Below are 19,255 nucleotides of genomic sequence, written 5' to 3'. Positions count from 1 at the left end.
CAAATCGCGGATTGATGTCTGATGAAGAAGGTTATCCTGCTCGGCTTCATCTGCGGGGCCCTGGCGGTGGTCGTGTTCCACCAGGGCACGCTTTACGTGCTGTACCACCAGTTCCCGCTCATCAAGACGCTGACCGGTGCCGCCGATGCATTCCGACCCGGCTCGGCCGGCTTCAGCATCCGCCCGGTGCCGCCGCTCGGCGTGCCGCAGATCGTCTCGATGATGTTCTGGGGTGGGCTTTGGGGCATCGTGCTGGCGGCGCTGATCCGCTGGGGCCGGATGCCGGACCTGCTGACCGGTTTCGTGCTCGGCGCCGTGGTCTGCACGGTGGTCGGCTTCACCGTGGTGGCGCAGTTGCGCGGCGCACCGATGTGGGCGGGCGGCAACAGCTTCGTCTGGATCCGGGCCGTGCTGCTGAACGGCGCCTTCGGCTGGGGCGCCGCCTTCCTGATGCGGCCGTTCTCGGTGCGCGGCGGGTAGGACACAGAACACGCCGCACTTCGGGCGCTGAGCGGTGTGTCTCTCTCGGGCCGGACGCCTTGACTTTGACGGATGTCGGACGCCTCGGTTGGCGCCGGTCCTGAGGCATACCGGGGCTGTCGCGATTTCTTGGTTTTTCGACTGTCGCTGGATCGGTTACCGTCCGCGCCCGTTGTTCATTCGGTTTCGCCCATATTGAAGTCCCGCCTTGTGCCAGGGGGATTGTTCCATGATGACCGATGGCTACGGGCTGACAGTGTCGACGACGTCGCCGACCGCGCGAGCCTCCTACCTCGAAGGCTGCCACCGCCTTCTCACCCTCTATCCTGGCGCCCTCGCCGCGTTCGATCAGGCCGTCGCCGAGGATCCGGGGTTCGCGCTCCCGCATGCGGCGCGAGCTCGCACGCTGCAACTGGCCGGCGACATCGCGGGCGCGCAGGCTGCGGCGGCCAAGGCCGCGACCCTCGCCGCCGGCCAGACGGAGCGGGAGAGGAGCCACGCCGCGGTCTTCGTCGAGCTTGCCGGCGGACGGCCCGCTGCCGCCCTGGATGCGGTGCACACCCATGTCGCCCTGTGGCCGCGCGACGCCATCGTGGCAAGCACCGCTGCCAATCAGACCGGACTGATCGGCATGTCGGGCCGCGCGGGGGCGGGAGCACCACCAGCTCGATTTCCTGGCCGCGCTGGCCCCGCACTACGAGGACGACTGGTGGCTGGACAGCCACTATGCCCTCGCGTTGTCTGAACTCGGGCACTGGGACGAGGCGCGTCGGCGCCTGGAACGATCCATCGCCAAGGAACCGCGCAACGCATTCGCCGCGCATTCGATGGCGCACCTGCACTACGAGACCGGCCAGCCCGAAGCGTCCACAAACTTCCTGCGCGACTGGCTTTCGCATTACCCCCGCGAAGGCGCGTTCCGTGGCCACCTGAGCTGGCACCTGGCCCTGGTCCTTCTCGGAGAAGGACGGGTGGAGGAAGGCTTTGCGCTCTATGAGGACGCCTTTGCGGAGGAGGATTATCCAGGCCCAAAGGTCGTCAAGCTGATGGACGCCGCGTCCTTTCTCTGGAGGGCGGAGCTCGCCGGGCATCCTCGCGCCCAGGCACGCTGGCGGGCCGTCCACGACTTCGCGCACCGGGTGTTCCCGCGTCCGGGTCTCGCCTATGCGGATTGGCATGTCGCGCTTGCCGACGCCGTTGCCGGTACCACCGAGGCGGCGGAGGCGCGTGCACGGGACCTCGAGGAGCTGGCGGAAGCGGGGCGGTATCCAGCAGGCCCCGGCATGGCCGCCGTCGCACGTGCCGTCGCCGCCTTCGAGCGAAAGGATCTCGACGCCGCCATCGAAGGGCTCGCGGCGGTGCTGCCGGAGCGCGAGCGCTTCTCGGGCAGCCGTGCGCAACTCGACCTGCTCGAGTTCACGCTGCTCAAGGCCTATCTGGATTCAGGCCGTCTGGAGGATGCAGGCCGCCTGCTGGCGGCGCGACGACCAGGGCCGCGCGGAATCCCTGTGGCCGGCGCCGAAGCCCTGAACTGACCCTGCCAAGCTTGTGCCAGAACGGCTCGAAGCCTAGCCGCTCAGCCGCCCCAGCAACGCGGTCAGTTCCGCCAGGCTGCGCGACCCGGTCTTGCGGCGGATCGCCAGCAATTGCCCGCGCACCGTATCCACCGCGATGCGCCGCGCCGCCGCATGCTGCGCCACCGTCTTGCCCGCACCCAGCGCGGCCGCCAGCGATGCCTCGGCCGGGGACAGCCCGAAGGCCTGGCGCAGCAGCGGCGCGCGGGGGCGCGGGCGCGCCGTGTCATCCGTCACCAGCAGCATCACCCCGGTGAAGCCATCCGGCATTCCGGGCGCCTCCAGCCGCCGCAGGGGCAGCGCCTGTACCAGCCAGGGCTGTGCGCCGCTGCGGCGCGGCAGCGCCACGCTGGCCGCATCCGGCATCATCCGCACCTTGCCGCCGATGGCCGCAAGGGCCGATCCCACGGCGCGGGCCAGCGCCTGGCGCGCCGGCGCATCCTGGCTGGACAGCCCCCCATCGCTCACAAGCGACAGGCCATCGCCCTGCGCCGCCATCGCCTCCACCGCCGGGTTGGTGGCGACGATCTGGCGCTGGCGGTCGAGCAGGACGACGCCCTGGCGCAGCGCGGAAAAACCGGCCTGCAACGCGCGGGCGGATTGCCAGTCGCCGGCAGCCAGCCGGGTCTCGGCGATCAACGCGCGGCGGAGATGCGGGAAGATGGGTTGCAGCAGCGCGGCCTCGGCATGGCCGAAGCCCTCGGCGCGGACCGCGCGGTGGAAGGCGATGCGGCCGGACATGCCACCGGGGCCCTGCACCAGGACCGAAAGGCAATGGAAGGCGCCGTCGCGCGGCGCCTTCCACTCGTTCCAGATGGCGCTGGCGCGCAACTGCCGCGCCGGGACCTTGCTGGCCAGGTTGAGCACCCCCTCCCCGCTCACGGCGGCCGTGCGCGCCCAGGGGTCGTGGTGGATCCAGTGCCGCGCGTATTCGGCCGTGACATCCGCGGCCAGCCCGCCACCCTGGCTGCGCGCCTCCCGCAGCACGCCGCGCTCGTACAGCATCAGGTGCACGGCATGGGTGCTGGTGCCGAGGACGCGCGCCAGTGGTTCCATGGCGCGTGTCAGGCCCCGCCCCTCCAGCACCGAAGCATAGAGGTCCAGCGCGAATCGGTCGGGGGAGAAGGGGTCTTCCAGGTTGATCACAGCGCAAATCTAGCACGCAAAAGTGAACCAGGAATGCCCGCGTCACAAGGTGCCATTGCGTCCAGGTTGGCGCCGGGATGCGGTGCCGCTTGCGGCCCCTGGCGCCAGCGTCCATCTCCGGGCCATGGAGCACCGCCTGCGCGTCCAACCCGACCCCTCCGACCCGCGCCTGACCCGGCGCGTGACGGGCCTCGACCACGCCAGCCAGCGCATCGAGACCAGCGTGACCGTCGAACGGCCCCTCACGCTGTACCTGAACGGGCAGGAGATCGTCACGATGATGACGATCCTGGACCGGCCGGAGGACCTGGCGCTCGGCTACCTGCTGAACCAGGGCATGCTGCGCCGCGCGGATCGCGTGACCGGCGTGGACTACGACGAGGATTTGCAGGTCGTCGTGGTGCGGACCGAGGCGAAGACGGATTTCGAGGCCAAGCTGCGCAAGAAGACGCTGACCTCCGGCTGCGCCCAGGGCACCGCCTTCGGCGACCTGATGGAGGATTTTGCCGGCGTGAAGCTGGCCGAGGCGGCGCAGCTGCGGACCTCCTGGCTGTACCGCCTGCTCCACCGCATCAACACGCTGCCGAGCCTGTACCTGGAGGCCGGCGCCATCCATGGCTGCGCGCTGTGCCGGCAGGACGAGCCGATCGTCTACATGGAGGATGTCGGCCGCCACAACGCGGTGGACAAGATCGCCGGCTGGATGTTCCGCGAGGACGAGGCGCCGGAGGACAAGATCTTCTACACCACCGGGCGCCTGACCTCCGAGATGGTCATCAAGACCGTCCGCATGGGCATCCCCATCCTGCTGTCCCGCTCCGGCTTCACCGCCTGGGGGGTGGAGCTGGCGCGGGAGGCGAATCTCACGCTCATCGGCCGCTGCAAGGGCAAGCGCTTCGTCGCCCTCGCCGGGGAAGACCGCATCGTCTTCGACGCCGACCTGGCGCATGTGCCGGAGGAATCGGCGAAGCACTGGCGCAAGAACAGCGCCGAGGCGATGGGCACTTCCGATGCGGGCTGATTCGCTCGCCGTCGCGCCGGAGGCGCGCGGGACCCTGGCAGTCGTGCTGGCCGGCGGGCTGGCGCGGCGCATGGGCGGTGGCGACAAGCCGCTGCGGCTGCTCGCGGGCCGGCCGCTGCTGGCGCATGTGCTGGACCGGTTGTGGCCGCAGGTGCCGGCGGTGGTGCTGAACGCCAATGGCGACCCGGCCCGCTTCGCCGCCTGGGGCCTGCCGGTGGTGCCGGACGGGCTGCCGGACCATCCAGGCCCGCTGGCCGGCATCCTGGCGGCGCTGGACTGGGCCGCGGCGCAGCGGCCGGACCTGCCCTGGGTGGTTTCCGTGCCCGGCGATTCGCCGCTGATCCCGCTGGACCTGGTGGCGCGGCTGCATGCGGCGCGGGAGGCCGCGGGCGTGCCCCTCGCCTGCGCCCTGTCCGCAGGCCAGACCCATCCGCCGATCGGCCTGTGGCCGGTGGCGCTGCGGCAGGCGCTGCGGGAGGCGCTGATGGCGGGCGAGCGCAAGATCGACCGCTGGACCGCGCGCCACGGCATCGCCCATGCGGAATGGCCGGTGCTGCCGGTGGACCCCTTCTTCAACGCCAATGCGCCGGAGGATCTCGCCGCGGCCGAAGCCCTCTTGCAACCCGCCGGGGTCGATCCGATACAGGACGGAACGGGGAGACCATCGCCATGAAATCCGTCCTGCTCGGCGCCGTGACCGCCATCATCCTCGCCTTCGGCGCCTATGCCGTTCTCGACCGCAACTTCCAGCAGACGGCGGACCAGCGGAACGTCACGCAGGGCGTGCGGCTGTAGCGGCTTCGATCCGCCGCGCCCTTCCCGCGGACATTCCGCGGCTGAAGGAGATACGCGGCAGCGTGCGCGAGAATATCCTGGGCCCGGGGCGGGTGACCGACGAGGACTATGCGTGGTTCGTCGCGCACGGACCTGTCTGGGTCTGGGACGATGGAACCGCGATCCTCGGCTTCTCCGCCGGCGACCCCCGCGATGGCTCGGTCTGGGCCTTGTTCGTGCACCCGGACCACGAGGGCCACGGCATCGGCAGCGCCCTGCTCACCCGCGCCTGCGACAGCCTGGCCGCCGCGGGACATCGGGCGGCGACGCTGGAGACGGCGGCCGGAACACGGGCCGAAGGCTTCTACCTCCGCCAGGGGTGGGTGACCGCAGGCCTGGATCCCGAGGGTCAACGGGCGTTTCGCCGCACCCTGGATCGAAGGCCCTGAACAGACCGGTCAGAACACCGCGCGGAACGGCAGCACCGTGATCCGGTCCCCGGGCGCCACCTGCGTCACCTCCTCCGGCAGTTCCGCCAGGGCGTCGGACCGGGTGAGCGAGGTCAGCAGGCCGGCGCCCTCGCGCTGGAACTTCTGGGCCAGCGGCAGCAGCCCATCCGTGGCGGCCAGCCGCACCCGCACATATTCGCGCCGTCCGGCCTTCTTGCGGTAGGCGAAGCCGGATTCGGCCGGGAAGCGCGGCAGCGCCTCCACCGCGGCGCCGGCAAGCCGCAGCACCAGCGGGCGGGCCAGGTGCAGGAAGGTGACCACGGCGGCCACCGGATTGCCGGGCAGCCCCACCACCGGCGTGCCGCCGATCACCCCCATCGCCGCCGGCCGGCCCGGCTTGATGGCCAGCCGCCAGAACACCAGGCTGCCGCCCTGCTGGATCGCCGCCTTCACATGGTCGGCCTCGCCGGTCGAGACGCCACCCGAGGTCAGCAGCAGGTCATGCGTCGCGGCGGCACGGGCCAGGGCGGCGGCGGTCGCCGCCGGCTCATCCGGCAGGATGCCGAGGTCGCAGGGCTCCGCCGGCAGCCCGGCCAGCAGCGCCAGCAGGGTGAAGCGGTTCGAATCATAGGTGCGCGCGGCGCCGAGCACGGTGCCGGGCTCCGCCAATTCGTCACCCGTGGAGAACACGCCGACCCGCACGCGGCGCCGCACCGGCAGCGCCGTCAGGCCCAGCGCCGCGGCGAGGCCGATATCGGGTGGCAGCAGGCGGCGGCCGGCCGGCAGCGCCACCTCGCCTTGCGCCACATCCTCCCCGGCCGGGCGGCAATTGGCACCGCGCTTCAGGCCCGGGGCGAGCAGCACGGCGCCGGCTTCCTCCCGCGCATCTTCCTGCATCATCACGGTGTCGGCGCCCTCCGGCATCGGCGCACCGGTGAAGATGCGGATGCTGCTGCCGGGGGCAATCGCCGCCGCCACCTGCCCGGCCTGCAGCCGCGCCGCGATCGGCAGCCGCGTCTCGCCCGCGGCCGCGAGATCGGCGTGGCGGAAGGCGTAGCCATCGACGGCGGAGTTGAAGAAGGGCGGCAGCGGCAGGGGTGCGCGCAGGTCGCCGGCCAGCACGCGCCCGGTTGCGGCCAGCAGGGCGACCAGCTCCTCGCCCGCCAGGGCGGGAACGCGGTCGGCGATCAGCGCCTGCGCCTCGTCCACCGACATCAGCGGCCCGCCGAAGGCGAAGCAGTCGTCGCTGAGCTGCGCCAAACCCGTCTCCCTTCAGCCCGGCCACGGCACCGCATGGGCCAGCACCAGCCCGGCGATGCCCGCGATGTCATCGAGATGGGTGTGCGGCAGGCGCGTGGAAGGCGGCGGCGCATCGCTGGCGATGGCGACGATGGCCGGGTCCTCCGGATGCAGCCAGGCCTTGCCGTTGGCGGCGCGGTGCACCTCGATCTTCGGGTGCGGGTCGCGCTTGAAGCCCTCGACCAGGATCAGGTCCACCAGGTCGAAGCGGGCCAGCAACTCCGGCAGGGTCGGCTCCGCCGCGCCGCGCAGCTCCGTCATCAGCGCCCAGCGATTGGCGGAGGAGACCAGCACCTGCCGGGCGCCGGCCTGCCGGTGCGCGTGGCTGTCCTTGCCCGGCTGGTCCACATCGAAGCCGTGGTGCGCGTGCTTCAGCGTGGAGACGGACAGGCCACGCGCGGACAGCGCCGGGATCAGCCGGGCCAGCAGGGTGGTCTTGCCGGAGCCGCTCCAGCCCGCCAGTCCGATTACGCGCAACGCCAGGAAACTCCAGAAATGAAAAAGGCCGGCCATGGCTTGCACCACGGCCGGCCCGCCAAGGAAAGGGGCGCCTCAGTCCGCGCCGACGGGCCGGGCGGTGGTCGGCGGGCCGCCGACGACGGTCTCCCGCGCCTTCGCCAGCTCCTCCTCCACCCACAGGCCGTGATGCTCGCGGGCCCAGGCGAGATCGACCTGCCCGGAGCCCATGGCATCGTAGGCCCCGGCCATGCCGAGCGAGCCGATGTAGATATGCGCCAGCATCGCCGCGATCATCAGCACGGAGAGCACGCCGTGGACGATGTGCGCCAGTTGCTGCCCGGCCATGTCGGTGACCGCGAAGGGGAAGATCAGCACGTAGCCGGAAATGGCGACCAGCGTGCCGCCGATCACGGTGATCCAGAACACCATCTTCTGCCCGGCGTTGAAGCGCTTCGCCTGCGGATGCCCGCGGCCGATGAAACCGCCGCCGGCCTTGAGCCAGGCCCAGTCCAGGCGATCGGGGATGTTGTCGCGCACCCAGACCAGGAACAGCACCAGGATGCCGAGGGTGAAGGGGAAGGCAAGATAGTTGTGCGCGATCTTGCCCCACAGGCTGATCGCGGTGAACGCCTCCGGCCCCACCAGCGGCAACAGGATGAAGCGGCCGAAGGTCAGGTTGAGGCCGGAAAGGCCCAGCACGATGAAGCTGGTCGCCGTCATCCAGTGCGCCACGCGCTCGAACAGGTTGAAGCGCTGGATGGTGCGGCCGGACAGGCCGCCCTCCACCTGGATGCGCCCCTTGGTCAGGTAGAACAGCGCCAGGATCACGAACATGCCGAGCACGGCGACGCCACCGACCCAGGTGAGCGTGCGGTTGTGGAAATCGCGCCACTCCCGCCCCTCGGGCTGGATGAGGGTGGCGGCCTGGCGGTCCGGGATGGTGATGCGGCCGCTGATGCTGCCGCCGCGCAGCGCGGATTGCAGTTCCAGCTCCTCGGCCGAAAGCTGGCCGCCGCTGAACGGCGCCGGCGTCGGCGGCACGTTGGAGGGCTGGCGCGGCTGCGGCGCGGTGACCGCTTCGGCCGCCGCGGGGGCGGGCGTGCCGGTCGGCGTGTCGCCCTGCGCGGTCGATTCCGGAACCTGGCCGGCCGGCTGGCTGCCGCGCCCGGCACCGACCTCCGGCACCGGCGCCTGGATTTCCGGCGCACCGGCCGCCGGCGCGCCGGGCTGGGACTGCGCCAAGGCGGGCGGCGCCAGCAGCAGCGCCAGCGCGAACAGGATGTTGCGCATCAGACCGTCACCGTTTCCTGGTAGGCGGTGCGCCAGCCCCAGGCGCCGGCGCCGTAGCCGCGGGCCTGCACGCGTTCGCGGTAGATGGTGGCGATCATCTCGCCATCGCCGGCCAGCAGCGCCTTGGTGCTGCACATCTCGGCGCACAGCGGCAGCTTGCCCTCGGCCAGGCGGTTCGAGCCGTACTGCGTGTATTCGACGATGGTGTTGTCCTGCTGCGGCCCGCCGGCGCAGTAGGTGCACTTGTCCATCTTGCCGCGGCCACCGAAATTGCCGACGCGCGGATACTGCGGCGCGCCGAACGGGCAGGCGTAGAAGCAGTAGCCGCAGCCGATGCACAGATCCTTGTCGTGCAGCACGATGGCGTCGGCCGTGGTGTAGAAGCAATTGACGGGACAGACCGCCGCGCAGGGCGCGTCCGTGCAGTGCATGCAGGCCATGGAGATGGACCGCTCGCCCGGCTTGCCGTCGTTGATGGTGACGACGCGACGGCGGTTGATGCCCCACGGCACCTCGTGCTCGTTCTTGCAGGCGGTGACGCAGGCGTTGCACTCGATGCAGCGGTCGCTGTCACAAAGGAACTTCATGCGCGCCATGATTAGGCACTCCTGATCTGGCAGAGCGTGACCTTGGTTTCCTGCATGAAGGTCACCGGGTCGTAGCCATAGGTCGTGATCGCGTTCACGCTTTCGCCGAGCACGATCGGGTCCGTGCCCTGCGGGTATTTGCTGCGCTGGTCCTCGCCCTGGAACCAGCCGGCGAAGTGGAAGGGCATCCACGCCACGCCGCGGCCGACGCGTTCCGTCACCAGCGCCTTCACGCGGGCCTTGGAGTTGTTCTCCGGCCCCAGCACCCAGACGAACTGGCCGTCGCGGATGTTGCGGCTGCGCGCATCCTCCGGGTTGATCTCGACGAACATGTCCTGCTGCAACTCGGCCAGCCACTTGTTCGAGCGAGTCTCCTCGCCGCCCCCCTCGTATTCCACGAGCCGGCCGGAGGTGAGGATGATGGGGAAGTCCGGCGCCACCTGGCGGGAGCGGTTCTGCACGGACTGCCCGAGATGCGGCAGGCGGAAGCCGCGGCGGTCCGGCAGGGTCGGGTACTGCGCGATCAGGTCGGTGCGCGGCGTGTAGATCGGCTCGCGGTGCACCGGCACCGGGTCCGGCAGGTTCCACGCCACGGCGCGGGCCTTGGCGTTGCCGTAGGGCACGCAGCCATGTTCCATCGCCACGCGGATGATGCCGCAGGACAGGTCGGTGGCCCAGGAGAAGGTGCCGCCGTTGCTCTCGATCCAGCCGCGCTCCGCCTCCGTCAGTTCCTCGTACCAGCCGAGGCGCTTGAGCACGGCGACGGTGAATTCCGGATAGCCGTCCTGGATCTCCGAACCCAGCGAGTAGGAGCCTTCCGCCAGCAGCGTCTGGCCTTCCCGCTCCACGCCGAAGCGGGCGCGGAAGGTGCCGCCGCCGTTCTTCACGTGCAGGTTCGTGTTGTACAGGATGTGCGTCCCGGGATGCTTCATCTCCGGCGTGCCCCAGCAGGGCCAGGGCAGGCCGTAGAATTCGTTCTCCACCGGAGAGCCCGCCGCGCCGCGCAGCGTCACCAGGTCGAACTTGTCCTGGTGTTCCATGTGCAGCTTCAGGCGTTCCGGCGACTGCCCGGAATAGCCGGTGCTGAGCGAGCCGCGGTTGATCTCGCGCAGGATGCTCTCGGCGGTCGGCGCGTTGTCCTTGATCTCATACGGCTTGAACATCTCCTCCCGGATCCGGACGGGCATGTTCTTGCGTTCGGCGGCGGCATCCAGCGCGCCGGCCAGGCGGTACATCAACTCGTAGTCGGTCTTCGATTCGAACAGCGGGGCGACGATGCGCGCGCCCCATTGCAGCGAACGGTTGGAGGCGCTGCGGCTGCCGTCGCATTCGAACTGCGTGCTGGCCGGCAGCAGGTAGGTATTCTCCTTCCGGTTCGACAGCACCGCGAAGGTGGTGGGGTGCGGGTCGGCGACGACCAGCAGGTCCAGCGCCTCCAGGCCCTTCACCGCTTCCGGCATGCGCGTCACGGTGTTGCCGCCATGGCCCACCACCAGCATGCCGCGCAGGCGGTCGCGCTGCTGGATCTGGTCCTTGGGCAGCGTGATCGCGTCGAAGTAGCGCGTCGTCGGGATGCCCGGCGTGCCCATCATCGCCGGGCTGTCGAAGCGGGCGACCATGTCCTCGTAGCGCACGTTCCAGACGCGCGACCAATGCCGCCAGGCGTTCTCGTCCAGCCCGTAATAGGCCGGCAGCGTCGTCACATCGAGGCCGAAATCGGTGGCGCCCTGCACGTTGCAGTGCCCGCGGAAGATGTTGGCCCCCGTGCCATCAGACCCGACATTGCCGGTGGCCAGCAGCAGGATGGAGAAGGCGCGCACATTGGCGGTGCCGACGGTCTTCTGCGTCGCGCCCATGCACCAGATCAGCGTCGCCGGCTTCTGCGTCGCGAAGGCTTCCGCCACCTTCTTCAACTGCGCGCCGGGCACGCCGGTGACGCGCTCCACCTCCTCCGGCGTCCACTTCGCGCATTCGGCGCGGATCTGGTCCATGCCGTAGACGCGCTGGGCGATGAACTGCTTGTCCTCCCACCCATTGGCGAAGATGTGGTGCAGCATGCCCCAGATGATCGGGATGTCCGTGCCCGGCCGGATGCGGACGTATTCGTTGGCCTGCGCCGCGGTGCGGGTGAAGCGCGGGTCGATGACGATCAGGTTCGCGCGGTTGCGTTCCTTGCCCGACAGCACGTGCTGCAGGCTGACTGGATGCGCCTCCGCCGGGTTCCCGCCCATGATGATCATGGTCTTGGAATTGCGGATGTCGTTGTAGGAATTGGTCTGCGCGCCGTAGCCCCAGGTGTTGGCGACGCCGGCAACCGTGGTCGAGTGGCAGATGCGCGCCTGGTGGTCGACGCTGTTGGTGCCCCAGAAGGCGGCGAACTTGCGGAACAGGTAGGCGCCCTCGTTCGAGAACTTGGCGCTGCCCAGCAGGAACATGCTGTCCGGACCCGATTCCTGCCGGATCGTCATCATCTTGTCGGCGATTTCCGACAAGGCGACGTCCCAGGACAGGCGCTGCCACTGCCCGTTCACCATCTTCATCGGGTATTTCAGGCGGCGGTCGCCATGCACCAGCTCCCGCACCGAGGCGCCCTTGGCGCAATGCGTGCCGCGGTTGATCGGACTGGCCCAGGCCGGCTCCTGCCCCACCCAGACGCCGTTCTGCACTTCCGCGACGACGGAACAGCCGACGGAACAATGGGTACAGATGTTCTTGATGCGCTGCACCGGCCGCGCATGGTCATGCACGCCCATCGCCGTCCCGGGCGCCGCCTGCGCGCGGGAGGCGCCGAGCGAGCCGAGCGCGGCAAGTCCGGCGCCTGCGAAGCCGGCCTGGCGGAGGAAGCTGCGGCGGTCCAGCCCGCCCGACGAAAGTCCCTGGTAGGCCGCGGACAGGCGCTGGCGTGCGGCCTTCCCCTCGGAGCGCTTGATCAACATCCGGGCGTGCTCCTGGTTTCTTATTCGTAGCGATTGGTGCGGTAGAAGGCCTGCACATGCGCCGAATCCGGCTTGTACCGGGCGGCGAGCCGCTGGCCCTCATTCTCCTTCCGCGCCTCCCGGCTCGGCACGCTGTCGGCGCGCTGCGCCAGGGCGGGCGTCGCGGCGGCCGCGGCGGTGCCGAGGCCGAGCGATTTCAGGAAACCGCGCCGGACGGGCTTTTCAGCGCCTTGTTCGCTCATCTTGGCATCTCCCAAACGCAAATCAGGCGGGCAGGTCCGCTGCCGCGGCCTCGTACTCCACCGCCAGGCGGCCGAGCCGTCCGACCGCGCGGTAGAACTCCGCCGTCTCCGCCTTTTCCAGGTCGGCGAAGAAGCGCGCGGCCCAGGGGCGGAGGTGGCGGGTGAAGAAGGGGGCGGTGGCATCGGCCTCCCCCGGAAAGGCACCCGCGAGCAGGCCGGCATAGGCCTCGCACAGGAAGGCGATATGATCTTCGGGCTCCGCGATGCCCTCCGCCCGCTCGATGCCGAGGCGGCCGAGATCGGCACGCAGGTCCGCCAGCGGACGTTCATGCAGGAAGCCGGTCAGGTAGTAGCTGGCATAGGGCAGCAATTCGCCGCGGCCGACGCCGATGAACAGGTTGAAGAACTCGCGCTCCGTCGTCTCCGCGGTGCTCCGGCCGGCGGCGGCGGCGAGCGCCGCATAGGCTTCGCCGAGTTCGCCCTGCTCCCCGCGCAGCGCCCGCATCCGGATCAGCAGGCCGGCATCCGGGGCCGCGCCCAGAAGGCGGCCGAGCAGCGCGAACAGCCGGGCGCGTTCCGCATCCACGGGGTCGAGTACGGCCGGTTCCTGCTGTTCCATCATCGCGGCATCAAGCGCTTTCGGCACGGGACAGGCGGCTCCCCAGCCACCATCGGTCCCCGTCGCCGCGCCAAACAAGCGTAAAGCCTCGCGTAAGGCAAGCACTTGATAACGTGTTGAGAATCGTTCGCAGTCAACTGAATGCGGGTGCCTCCCCCGCCGAAACCGCGCCGGTTTCAGGCCGGCATGGCCCCGCCATGGCGCCGCCGCGGCGCGAGGGCTTCCTGGTCCGGCTCGGCCGCTTCGGGCGCCTCGACCGGCGCCTCCGCGGTCACCTGGGGCAGGTCCGCCTCCGGCTCCATCGCGACCGGCGCCCCGCCGTCCGGCTTCCGTGGCGCGTCCGCGTCCGGCTCGCCGATCACCTGGGCGAGCAGCTTCTTCACCCCCTCCCCGATCTCGAGCGAGAAGCCGGGCGGCAGGCCCGCCGGGTTGTTGTAGTCCCAGGCGTAATCCGCCGGCCCGATGAAGTCGCGAATCGCCGGGTCCAGGCTCCACATCCGACGCAATGCCGCGCTGCGCAGGGCAGCCGGGATGCCGGGGCGCAGGAACAGCGAGAAGTCGCTGCCGGCCGTCAGATCCTCAATTTTGGGCAGCAGCGACAGGTCGATCTCCGCCAGGCCCGGGATCGGGCAGGCCTGGGGTTCCGAGGCTGCGGGCGGCGCTTCGGCGTCGGGCGGTGCGTCCAGCGGCACGGCTTCGGGCGCCGCCTCGACCGCGCGCTTGCGGCGGGACCAGCGGGTGAGGAAGCCGGCCTCCTCCTCCTCGGGGATCATCCCTCCGGCTCCTCCAGGCGTGAGCGATGCGCCAGCGCCTCCGGGTCGGCGCGGTCCCGCTTGCGCTTCCAGAAGCCGCGTTCCTTGTGATGGCGCGCCACGAAATCCGTCATCACGGCGTGCAGGCCGGGCGGCATCGGCAGGGATTCCAGCAGGTCCTGCCCGACATCGGCATAGAGATGCGCCTCCCCCGGATCGGCCGTCACCGTCTGCAAGGTCCAGCCGCTGGCGGTCTCGGCCGGCCGCAGCAGCACCCAGACCAGCGGCTGGGCGGAGGCGAGATTGTGCCGGTAGTTGTCGGTGTCGGTCGGGTACAGCGCCACCTCCGCGCTTCCGGCGAAGAAGACGGTGCGGCCCGGCTCCTCCCGTAGCACGGTCCAGGGCGGCAGGTCCGGGGCTTCCTCCAGCACCTCGATCGCGCGCCAGGCGTATTCCGCCCAGCGCGTCACGCCCGGCCGGCGCTCCACAAGCACGGCGAGCGGGATGAACAGGCTGTCCGGGTTGTGGGAGCGTGTCATTCAGCGGCGCTCCGGGCCGGGGGTCACGCGCCGGTCTCCCGCGCCCGCAGCGGCAGGCCGGCGACCAGGTTCTGCGGCTTCATCCGCAGCTTCTGCGCGGCGTCCATGGCCAGCGCCAGGTAAACCGGCTTCCCCGCCACGCGCGGCAGCACGCGGGAGGCGTCCGCGAACTCCAGCACGCCGAGCCAGAGGATGCGCGCCAGCCGCGCCTGCTTCACCTTCTTCCCCTGCCACAGGTCGTTGGCGATGGCGGTCGCTTCCGCATCCAGGCCGACATGCCAGGTCCAGTTGCGGTCCTCGATCACCGGCACCGGGCGGATCGCCACGGGCTCGCCGATGACATGGCCGATGAAGCGCTCCAGCGCGCGGGCCAGGCCGTGCTGGCCGGGGCGGTTCTCGGCGATGTCGAGGGCGAAGTCGTGCGCGTCGGACCGGCCGGGGTACAGCGCCGCAGTCTCCTCCGACAGCACGTCGAGCTCGACCTCCCGCGGCGGCGACCCGGCTTCCGTCAGCAACTGCCCGAGCGTGCCGAAGCCGCCATCGCCGCCGCGTATGTCGAGGTGTTCCTCATCGGCCAGCAGCAGGGCGCCGTGGTGGATGGCGGCGCGCTGCGGGCGGAACAGCAATTCGGCGGCGCGCAGGGTGAAGGCGTCGGATTCGCCCTCCATCGCGGCGCGGGCGACCAGGTGCGTCAGCATCTGCAGGAAGATCGGCGGCACGCCCTGCACGCCCTTCCGGTACAGATCCAGCCAGGCCGCCTCCAAACTCGGCTGCGCCGCGACGCGGTCGCGGAAGGCGAGGAAGACCTGGAAATTCTCGGCCGCGTCGGGGTCCGCCAGCCCGGCGAGTTCCGCCGCGCCCACCTGCCGCATCGGGTCCAGCAGCAGCGCCGCGTGCAGCGCCCGTTCGGCCGGGCAGGCTTCCGGCGGTGGCACCAGCTCCGGCCGGGCGCAGAAGGCGCGCCACAGGTCGGGCGTGCCGAGGATGCGGCCCTGCTCGTCGCGGTCGCACAGGTGGTGGCCGGCGGCGACCCAGAAATCGCCCGGCGCCAAGCCGGGGGGCGCGTTCATGGCCGCTTCCCGAGGCTGGTCAGGTCGGGATGCTCCACGGGCTCGTCCTCCACCAGGCTGAACACCGGCAGGGTGGTGAACTGCGTGTGCGGCGCCTCGCGCCGGTGCAGGGTCCGGAAGCGCTCCCGCACCTCGCCGCCCTCCAGGCTGCGGCTCAGGGCGAGCACGGTGCCGGGCGGGTGGTCGCAGAGGCTGGCGGCGAAGGCCAACTCCTCCCGCGCCGCCGCCTCCGCCGCCGCATCGTCCGGTGCGCCGTACTGCGCGCGGATATGGCCGGCGAGCGCGGCCAGGGCGGCATCCCAGGCTGCGGGAGGCACTTCGGCCACCTCGACCAGCGTCGACCAGCCGAAGGAGCCGAGGCCCAGGAAGCCGCCGCGGAAGGCCTGCCGGCGCTTGCCGGACAGCGCCTCCGGCGCCTCGTCCCAGAAGGCGAAGCCGCCGGACACGGCCCATTCACCGGGCTCGGCCGGATGCTCGAAGATGACGGTGTCGGAAGGGTCGAGGCGCAGGGTGCGCGGCAGGAAACGGGTCATGCGGGTTGCGCCAGGGCCTCCGTCAGGGCGTGCAGGGTGCGGCTGCCGTCGGCTTCCAGCACCAGCGCGCCGGTCGCCGGGTCCAGGCCGCGGCGGGCCTCGCCCATCCAGGGCTCCGCCTCCAGCCGCGCCAGATAGCGCTCCGCCAGCCGGGCGAAGCCGCCGCGCGGGCCGGGATGCTGCCATTCGGCCAGGCCGGCCATCAGGTGGCGCGCCCAGGCGGCGGTGAGGTCGGCGGCGGAAAGCTCCTCCTCCGTCCAGCCTTCCTCGCGGAGCGCGGTCTGGTGCAGGCCGTGGCCGGGCTCCCAGCCCTCCGGGAACGTCAACCGCGCCTCGATGCCGACCACCAGCCACTCCGGCACCGCATTCTCCGCCGCACCGGGCGGCCAGGCGAGGCGGGCGCGACCCACTTCCGCGGCATTGATTCGAACGGTCGCGGGCCAGCGCAGCGTCAGGGGCACCTCCGCCGGGCCATAGGCGCCGAGCGCATCGGCCAGCGCGCTGGCGGCGGCGAACAGCGCCGGGCGGGCGGCGGCGAGCGGTGCCTCCGGCTCCAGCACCACCGCCGCCTCGATCCGCGCCAGGGACCGCACCCAGACCAGCGTGCCGGCGCCCTGCACCGGGGCCAGGGCCACCGCGCAGGACAGCGCATCGCCGCCCTCGCGCAACGGGACAACCGGGGTGAAGATGGTCGGCAGGTCGGGAAGATCCATTGGCACCTGGCGTGAGTATCCCCGCGAACCCTCGCAACCGCGGGGTGGCGGGGATATATGCGCGGGCAATGCCCGGGCCTAGGCCCGGCCCGGAACGAGGCCGCATGACCCAGCCCGCGATCACCTTCGCCTGCACCTGCGAGGACAGCATGACGCTGGATGGCCGCGCCATCTCGCGCGGCTGCGGCGCCGCGTCTTTGCGCCTGGCGGAACAACTGTGCCTGTCCCAACTCGACCGCTTCCGCGCCGCGCTGGCCGAGGATGTGCCGGTGACGGTCGCCTGCACCGCGCAGGCGCCCTTGTTCGCGGAGGTGGCGGAGGATGCCGGCTTCACCCGCCCGCTGTCCTTCGTGAACATCCGCGAGACCGCCGGCTGGTCCGACGAGGGCCGCGCCGCCGGGCCGAAGATGGCAGCCCTGATCGCCGCCGCCGCCGTGCCGATGCCACCCACGCCGCTGGTGCCCCTGAAAAGCGAGGGCGTGACCCTGGTTCTCGGCCGGGACGAGGTGGCGCTGCGGGCGGCGGAACGCCTCGCCGGCACGCTGGACGTGACCGTGCTGCTGACCGGGGCGGAGGCCGTGGCGCCGGTGCGATCGGCCGAGTTTCCGGTGGCGCGCGGGCGGGCACGCGCCGCGACCGGCTGGCTCGGCGCCTTCGAGGTGGTGGTGGATGGCCACGCCCTGCCCCGCCCGTCCTCCCGGAGCGCCTATGAATGGGGGCCGCGCCGCGATGGCGCGGTAAGCCAGTGCGACGTGGTGCTGGACCTGACCGGCGGCGCAGCGCTGTTCCCGGCCTTCGAGCTGCGCCAGGGCTATCTGCGCGCGGACCCGGGCGATGCGGCGGCGGTGGAAGCCGCGATCGCGCAGGCGCGCGACCTGGTGGGCGAATTCGACAAGCCGCGCTTCGTCACATTCGACGCCGGCCTGTGTGCCCACAGCCGCAACCGCCGCACCGCCTGCACGCGCTGCCTGGATCTGTGCCCGACCGGCGCCATCACGCCCGGCGCCCTGACGCAGAACCGCGACAGCGTGGTGATTTCCGCCGAGATCTGCGCCGGCTGCGGCGCCTGCGCCGCGGTCTGCCCGACCGGGGCGGCGAGCTACGCCCTGCCCTCCTCGGACAGCCTGCTGCGCCGGCTGCGCGCGCTGCTGCTGACCTTCCGCGAGGCGGAGGGAACCGCGCCGGTGGTGCTGGTGCATGACGCCCACGGCGAGAACCTGATCGAGGCGCTGGCCCGCGCCGGCGATGGCCTTCCCGCGCGGGTGCTGCCGCTGCGGGTGAACGAGGTCTCGCAGCTCGACCTCGCCTTCTTCCTGTCCGGCTTTGCCTGGGGCGCGGCGCAGATCCGCGTGCTGATGCGCGGCCGGCGCGCGCACGGGACCGAGGGTGTGTTCCGCAACCTCGACTTCGTTCAGGAAGTCCTGGCCGGCCTGGCCGTGCCGGACCATGGCGCGGCGCGCGCCGCCGCGATCGAGACGGACGACCCCTTCACGCTCGGCGAGGCGCTGCGCGCCCTGCCCCGCCGCGGCCTGCCCTTCCCGCCGGCGACCTTCGTGGCACTCGGCGCGTCCCGTGATGTGCTCCGCCAGGCGGGGCGGGCCCTGGCGGAGGGCATGCAGCGGCGCGACGCCGTGCTGCCGATGCCGGCGCTGGCGCCCTTCGGGGAGGCAAGGGTGGAGGTGGCGGGCTGCACGCTGTGCCTCGCCTGCACCATGGTCTGCCCGACCGGCGCCTTCACCGCCAACCCGGAAACGCCGCAGCTCCGCTTCCTGGAGGATGCCTGCGTGCAGTGCGGGCTGTGCGCCACCACCTGCCCGGAGAAGGTCATCACGCTGGAGCCGCGGCTGAACCTGGCGCCCGAGGCCGCGCGGCTGCGGGTGGTGAAGGAGGAAGCGCCGTTCTGCTGCGACAATTGCGCCAAGCCCTTCGGCGTGAAGTCGCAGATCGACCGCGTGTCGCGCAAGCTGACCGAGAGCGGCCACTGGATGTTCCGTGACGGCAGGCAGCTGGCCCTGCTGCGCCTGTGCGAGGATTGCCGCGCCTTCGCCGCGACGGACGGCGCGGTGGACCCCTATGCCGGCCCGGCCCGCCCGGTGGCGAAGACGACCGAGGATTGGCTGCGGGAGCGGGAGTGATTGCGGCCGCCCCGCCGCATGCCTACCTTGAAGCGGCGCAAGGCGCAGGAGCAGCCATGAACGCCCCCTTCCCCGGCGGCAAACGCCCAGTGGAGCTGGACGCGGCGCTGGTGCAGCGCGCGGAGAAGCTGACCCGCGACCTGCCCGGCACCATCGAGCGCCTGCTCGCGGCGCATCTCGCGGAACAGGACAGCAGGCTGGCGCAACAGCGGCAGGATGCCGAGGCGCATGCCGCGGCGACCAACGCCTTCATCGAGAAGCACGGCTTCTGGGCCGAAGAATACCGCAGCTTCTGATGGCGCAATTCGACGTGCATCGTGCGCCCGGCCGCGCCAGCGGCGCCACGCCATTCGTGGTGGTCCTGCAGTCGGCACTGTTCGACCACCTGCGCACCCGGCTTGTGGCGCCGCTGGTGGATTCCGCTGCCGCCGCGGCCGCCGGCTACCCCCGGCGCACGCCGCGCTTCCGGGTCGCGGGCCAGGAGGTGACGCTGGACGTCCTGCAGACCGCCGCCATCCCGCGCGCGGCCCTCGGCCCGGTCGTCGGCTCCCTCGCCGATGACAACGACGCGACCCGCATCGTCGCGGCGGTGGACGAGGCGATTTCGCGCGCGCATGGCTGAACGCCGAACCGAAGG

At 71.4% G+C, this 19,255-nt stretch carries 23 protein-coding genes; 10 read left to right on the top strand and 13 right to left on the bottom strand.

Going from position 1 to position 19,255, the window contains the following annotated elements; all coding sequences use genetic code 11:
• The first annotated feature begins 21 nt into the window (after window positions 1-21).
• The 3 genes from ACFHPP_RS01035 to ACFHPP_RS01025 all read left to right on the top strand — a co-directional run bounded on the left by ACFHPP_RS01035 (window position 22) and on the right by ACFHPP_RS01025 (window position 2,015).
• Window positions 22-480: a hypothetical protein gene (locus ACFHPP_RS01035; RefSeq protein ID WP_437161405.1), complete on the top strand. Its 459-nt coding sequence runs from the start codon at window positions 22-24 to the stop codon at window positions 478-480.
• A gap of 229 nt (window positions 481-709) precedes the next feature.
• Window positions 710-1,225, top strand: coding sequence for a hypothetical protein (locus ACFHPP_RS01030; RefSeq protein ID WP_437161404.1), 516 nt, complete (start codon window positions 710-712; stop codon window positions 1,223-1,225).
• Window positions 1,226-1,307: 82 nt separating this feature from the next.
• Complete coding sequence (locus tag ACFHPP_RS01025) at window positions 1,308-2,015, top strand: hypothetical protein (protein ID WP_437161403.1); 708 nt, start codon at window positions 1,308-1,310, stop codon at window positions 2,013-2,015.
• A 33-nt stretch (window positions 2,016-2,048) separates the two neighbouring features.
• Here the strand turns inward: ACFHPP_RS01025 and ACFHPP_RS01020 are convergent, their stop codons facing one another.
• Entirely contained in the window at window positions 2,049-3,200 is a 1,152-nt protein-coding gene (locus ACFHPP_RS01020; protein WP_437161402.1) for a helix-turn-helix transcriptional regulator, read from the bottom strand.
• Window positions 3,201-3,324: 124 nt separating this feature from the next.
• Here ACFHPP_RS01020 and fdhD point away from each other — a divergent pair, with 124 nt between their 5' ends.
• The 4 genes from fdhD (at window position 3,325) to ACFHPP_RS01000 (ending at window position 5,444) form a co-directional block, all read left to right on the top strand.
• A complete protein-coding gene (gene fdhD / locus ACFHPP_RS01015; RefSeq protein WP_437161401.1) occupies window positions 3,325-4,221 on the top strand; it encodes a formate dehydrogenase accessory sulfurtransferase FdhD in 897 nt (298 codons plus the stop codon).
• The gene (gene mobA / locus ACFHPP_RS01010; protein ID WP_437161400.1) at window positions 4,211-4,894 is read left to right on the top strand and encodes a molybdenum cofactor guanylyltransferase MobA; all 684 of its coding nucleotides are present in this window, start codon (window positions 4,211-4,213) and stop codon (window positions 4,892-4,894) included. Before fdhD ends, mobA begins: the two co-directional genes overlap by 11 nt.
• Entirely contained in the window at window positions 4,891-5,016 is a 126-nt protein-coding gene (locus ACFHPP_RS01005; protein WP_437161399.1) for a hypothetical protein, read from the top strand. Before mobA ends, ACFHPP_RS01005 begins: the two co-directional genes overlap by 4 nt.
• Before the next feature lie 62 nt (window positions 5,017-5,078).
• Entirely contained in the window at window positions 5,079-5,444 is a 366-nt protein-coding gene (locus tag ACFHPP_RS01000) for a GNAT family N-acetyltransferase (RefSeq protein WP_437161398.1), read from the top strand.
• A gap of 9 nt (window positions 5,445-5,453) precedes the next feature.
• Here ACFHPP_RS01000 and ACFHPP_RS00995 read toward each other — a convergent pair whose 3' ends face one another.
• The 12 genes from ACFHPP_RS00995 to ACFHPP_RS00940 all read right to left on the bottom strand — a co-directional run bounded on the left by ACFHPP_RS00995 (window position 5,454) and on the right by ACFHPP_RS00940 (window position 16,483).
• Window positions 5,454-6,704: a molybdopterin molybdotransferase MoeA gene (locus ACFHPP_RS00995; protein ID WP_437161397.1), complete on the bottom strand. Its 1,251-nt coding sequence runs from the start codon at window positions 6,702-6,704 to the stop codon at window positions 5,454-5,456.
• 12 nt (window positions 6,705-6,716) lie between these two features.
• Window positions 6,717-7,256: a molybdopterin-guanine dinucleotide biosynthesis protein B gene (mobB, locus tag ACFHPP_RS00990; protein ID WP_437161396.1), complete on the bottom strand. Its 540-nt coding sequence runs from the start codon at window positions 7,254-7,256 to the stop codon at window positions 6,717-6,719.
• Window positions 7,257-7,295: 39 nt separating this feature from the next.
• Window positions 7,296-8,492 carry a formate dehydrogenase subunit gamma gene (locus tag ACFHPP_RS00985; protein WP_437161395.1) on the bottom strand — a complete coding sequence of 399 codons (1,197 nt, stop codon included), beginning with the start codon at window positions 8,490-8,492 and terminating at the stop codon, window positions 7,296-7,298.
• The gene (gene fdh3B / locus ACFHPP_RS00980; protein WP_437161394.1) at window positions 8,492-9,088 is read right to left on the bottom strand and encodes a formate dehydrogenase FDH3 subunit beta; all 597 of its coding nucleotides are present in this window, start codon (window positions 9,086-9,088) and stop codon (window positions 8,492-8,494) included. The genes ACFHPP_RS00985 and fdh3B overlap by 1 nt, the downstream gene beginning before the upstream one ends.
• A 2-nt stretch (window positions 9,089-9,090) precedes the next feature.
• On the bottom strand, window positions 9,091-12,015 hold the full coding sequence (locus ACFHPP_RS00975; protein ID WP_437161393.1) for a formate dehydrogenase subunit alpha: 2,925 nt from the start codon (window positions 12,013-12,015) through the stop codon (window positions 9,091-9,093).
• A gap of 20 nt (window positions 12,016-12,035) precedes the next feature.
• The gene (locus tag ACFHPP_RS00970; protein ID WP_437161392.1) at window positions 12,036-12,257 is read right to left on the bottom strand and encodes a twin-arginine translocation signal domain-containing protein; all 222 of its coding nucleotides are present in this window, start codon (window positions 12,255-12,257) and stop codon (window positions 12,036-12,038) included.
• 22 nt (window positions 12,258-12,279) lie between these two features.
• Entirely contained in the window at window positions 12,280-12,903 is a 624-nt protein-coding gene (locus ACFHPP_RS00965) for a TorD/DmsD family molecular chaperone (RefSeq protein ID WP_437161391.1), read from the bottom strand.
• A 149-nt stretch (window positions 12,904-13,052) separates the two neighbouring features.
• Complete coding sequence (locus ACFHPP_RS00960) at window positions 13,053-13,649, bottom strand: DUF3306 domain-containing protein (protein ID WP_437161390.1); 597 nt, start codon at window positions 13,647-13,649, stop codon at window positions 13,053-13,055.
• Window positions 13,646-14,167 (bottom strand): DUF3305 domain-containing protein, encoded by a 522-nt coding sequence (locus ACFHPP_RS00955; RefSeq protein ID WP_437161389.1) that lies wholly within the window; start codon window positions 14,165-14,167, stop codon window positions 13,646-13,648. Before ACFHPP_RS00955 ends, ACFHPP_RS00960 begins: the two co-directional genes overlap by 4 nt.
• Before the next feature lie 23 nt (window positions 14,168-14,190).
• Window positions 14,191-15,237, bottom strand: a complete 1,047-nt coding sequence (locus tag ACFHPP_RS00950) for a DUF6352 family protein (RefSeq protein WP_437161388.1) — start codon at window positions 15,235-15,237, stop codon at window positions 14,191-14,193.
• Window positions 15,234-15,770 (bottom strand): DUF6505 family protein, encoded by a 537-nt coding sequence (locus ACFHPP_RS00945; protein WP_437161387.1) that lies wholly within the window; start codon window positions 15,768-15,770, stop codon window positions 15,234-15,236. Before ACFHPP_RS00945 ends, ACFHPP_RS00950 begins: the two co-directional genes overlap by 4 nt.
• Window positions 15,767-16,483: a biotin/lipoate--protein ligase family protein gene (locus ACFHPP_RS00940; RefSeq protein ID WP_437161681.1), complete on the bottom strand. Its 717-nt coding sequence runs from the start codon at window positions 16,481-16,483 to the stop codon at window positions 15,767-15,769. The genes ACFHPP_RS00945 and ACFHPP_RS00940 overlap by 4 nt, the downstream gene beginning before the upstream one ends.
• A 104-nt stretch (window positions 16,484-16,587) precedes the next feature.
• Here ACFHPP_RS00940 and ACFHPP_RS00935 point away from each other — a divergent pair, with 104 nt between their 5' ends.
• The 3 genes from ACFHPP_RS00935 to ACFHPP_RS00925 are packed head-to-tail and all read left to right on the top strand — an operon-like array spanning window position 16,588 to window position 19,240.
• Entirely contained in the window at window positions 16,588-18,618 is a 2,031-nt protein-coding gene (locus tag ACFHPP_RS00935; protein WP_437161386.1) for a 4Fe-4S binding protein, read from the top strand.
• Window positions 18,619-18,674: 56 nt separating this feature from the next.
• Complete coding sequence (locus ACFHPP_RS00930) at window positions 18,675-18,914, top strand: type II toxin-antitoxin system CcdA family antitoxin (protein ID WP_437161385.1); 240 nt, start codon at window positions 18,675-18,677, stop codon at window positions 18,912-18,914.
• On the top strand, window positions 18,914-19,240 hold the full coding sequence (locus ACFHPP_RS00925) for a CcdB family protein (RefSeq protein WP_437161384.1): 327 nt from the start codon (window positions 18,914-18,916) through the stop codon (window positions 19,238-19,240). Before ACFHPP_RS00930 ends, ACFHPP_RS00925 begins: the two co-directional genes overlap by 1 nt.
• The last annotated feature ends 15 nt before the right edge of the window (window positions 19,241-19,255 follow it).

Origin of the sequence: Falsiroseomonas sp. E2-1-a20 (assembly GCF_051433195.1) — a bacterium.
In the GTDB taxonomy this organism is placed as follows: domain Bacteria; phylum Pseudomonadota; class Alphaproteobacteria; order Acetobacterales; family Acetobacteraceae; genus Falsiroseomonas.
This window is presented reverse-complemented; position numbering and strand designations above follow the sequence as displayed.

Bases quoted from the DNA above. Each gene is read 5' to 3' on its own strand.
- fdh3B (WP_437161394.1), bottom strand. From the start codon at position 9,088: ATGGCGCGCATGAAGTTCCTTTGTGACAGCGACCGCTGCATCGAGTGC.
- ACFHPP_RS01030 (WP_437161404.1), top strand. From the start codon at position 710: ATGATGACCGATGGCTACGGGCTGACAGTGTCGACGACGTCGCCGACC.
- ACFHPP_RS01005 (WP_437161399.1), top strand. From the start codon at position 4,891: ATGAAATCCGTCCTGCTCGGCGCCGTGACCGCCATCATCCTCGCCTTC.
- ACFHPP_RS00940 (WP_437161681.1), bottom strand. From the start codon at position 16,483: ATGGATCTTCCCGACCTGCCGACCATCTTCACCCCGGTTGTCCCGTTG.
- ACFHPP_RS00950 (WP_437161388.1), bottom strand. From the start codon at position 15,237: ATGAACGCGCCCCCCGGCTTGGCGCCGGGCGATTTCTGGGTCGCCGCC.
- ACFHPP_RS00960 (WP_437161390.1), bottom strand. From the start codon at position 13,649: ATGATCCCCGAGGAGGAGGAGGCCGGCTTCCTCACCCGCTGGTCCCGC.
- ACFHPP_RS00925 (WP_437161384.1), top strand. From the start codon at position 18,914: ATGGCGCAATTCGACGTGCATCGTGCGCCCGGCCGCGCCAGCGGCGCC.
- mobA (WP_437161400.1), top strand. From the start codon at position 4,211: ATGCGGGCTGATTCGCTCGCCGTCGCGCCGGAGGCGCGCGGGACCCTG.
- ACFHPP_RS00975 (WP_437161393.1), bottom strand. From the start codon at position 12,015: ATGTTGATCAAGCGCTCCGAGGGGAAGGCCGCACGCCAGCGCCTGTCC.
- ACFHPP_RS00955 (WP_437161389.1), bottom strand. From the start codon at position 14,167: ATGACACGCTCCCACAACCCGGACAGCCTGTTCATCCCGCTCGCCGTG.
- ACFHPP_RS00970 (WP_437161392.1), bottom strand. From the start codon at position 12,257: ATGAGCGAACAAGGCGCTGAAAAGCCCGTCCGGCGCGGTTTCCTGAAA.
- ACFHPP_RS00935 (WP_437161386.1), top strand. From the start codon at position 16,588: ATGACCCAGCCCGCGATCACCTTCGCCTGCACCTGCGAGGACAGCATG.
- ACFHPP_RS00985 (WP_437161395.1), bottom strand. From the start codon at position 8,492: ATGCGCAACATCCTGTTCGCGCTGGCGCTGCTGCTGGCGCCGCCCGCC.
- ACFHPP_RS01035 (WP_437161405.1), top strand. From the start codon at position 22: ATGAAGAAGGTTATCCTGCTCGGCTTCATCTGCGGGGCCCTGGCGGTG.
- fdhD (WP_437161401.1), top strand. From the start codon at position 3,325: ATGGAGCACCGCCTGCGCGTCCAACCCGACCCCTCCGACCCGCGCCTG.
- ACFHPP_RS01025 (WP_437161403.1), top strand. From the start codon at position 1,308: ATGGCGCACCTGCACTACGAGACCGGCCAGCCCGAAGCGTCCACAAAC.
- mobB (WP_437161396.1), bottom strand. From the start codon at position 7,256: ATGGCCGGCCTTTTTCATTTCTGGAGTTTCCTGGCGTTGCGCGTAATC.
- ACFHPP_RS00945 (WP_437161387.1), bottom strand. From the start codon at position 15,770: ATGACCCGTTTCCTGCCGCGCACCCTGCGCCTCGACCCTTCCGACACC.
- ACFHPP_RS00930 (WP_437161385.1), top strand. From the start codon at position 18,675: ATGAACGCCCCCTTCCCCGGCGGCAAACGCCCAGTGGAGCTGGACGCG.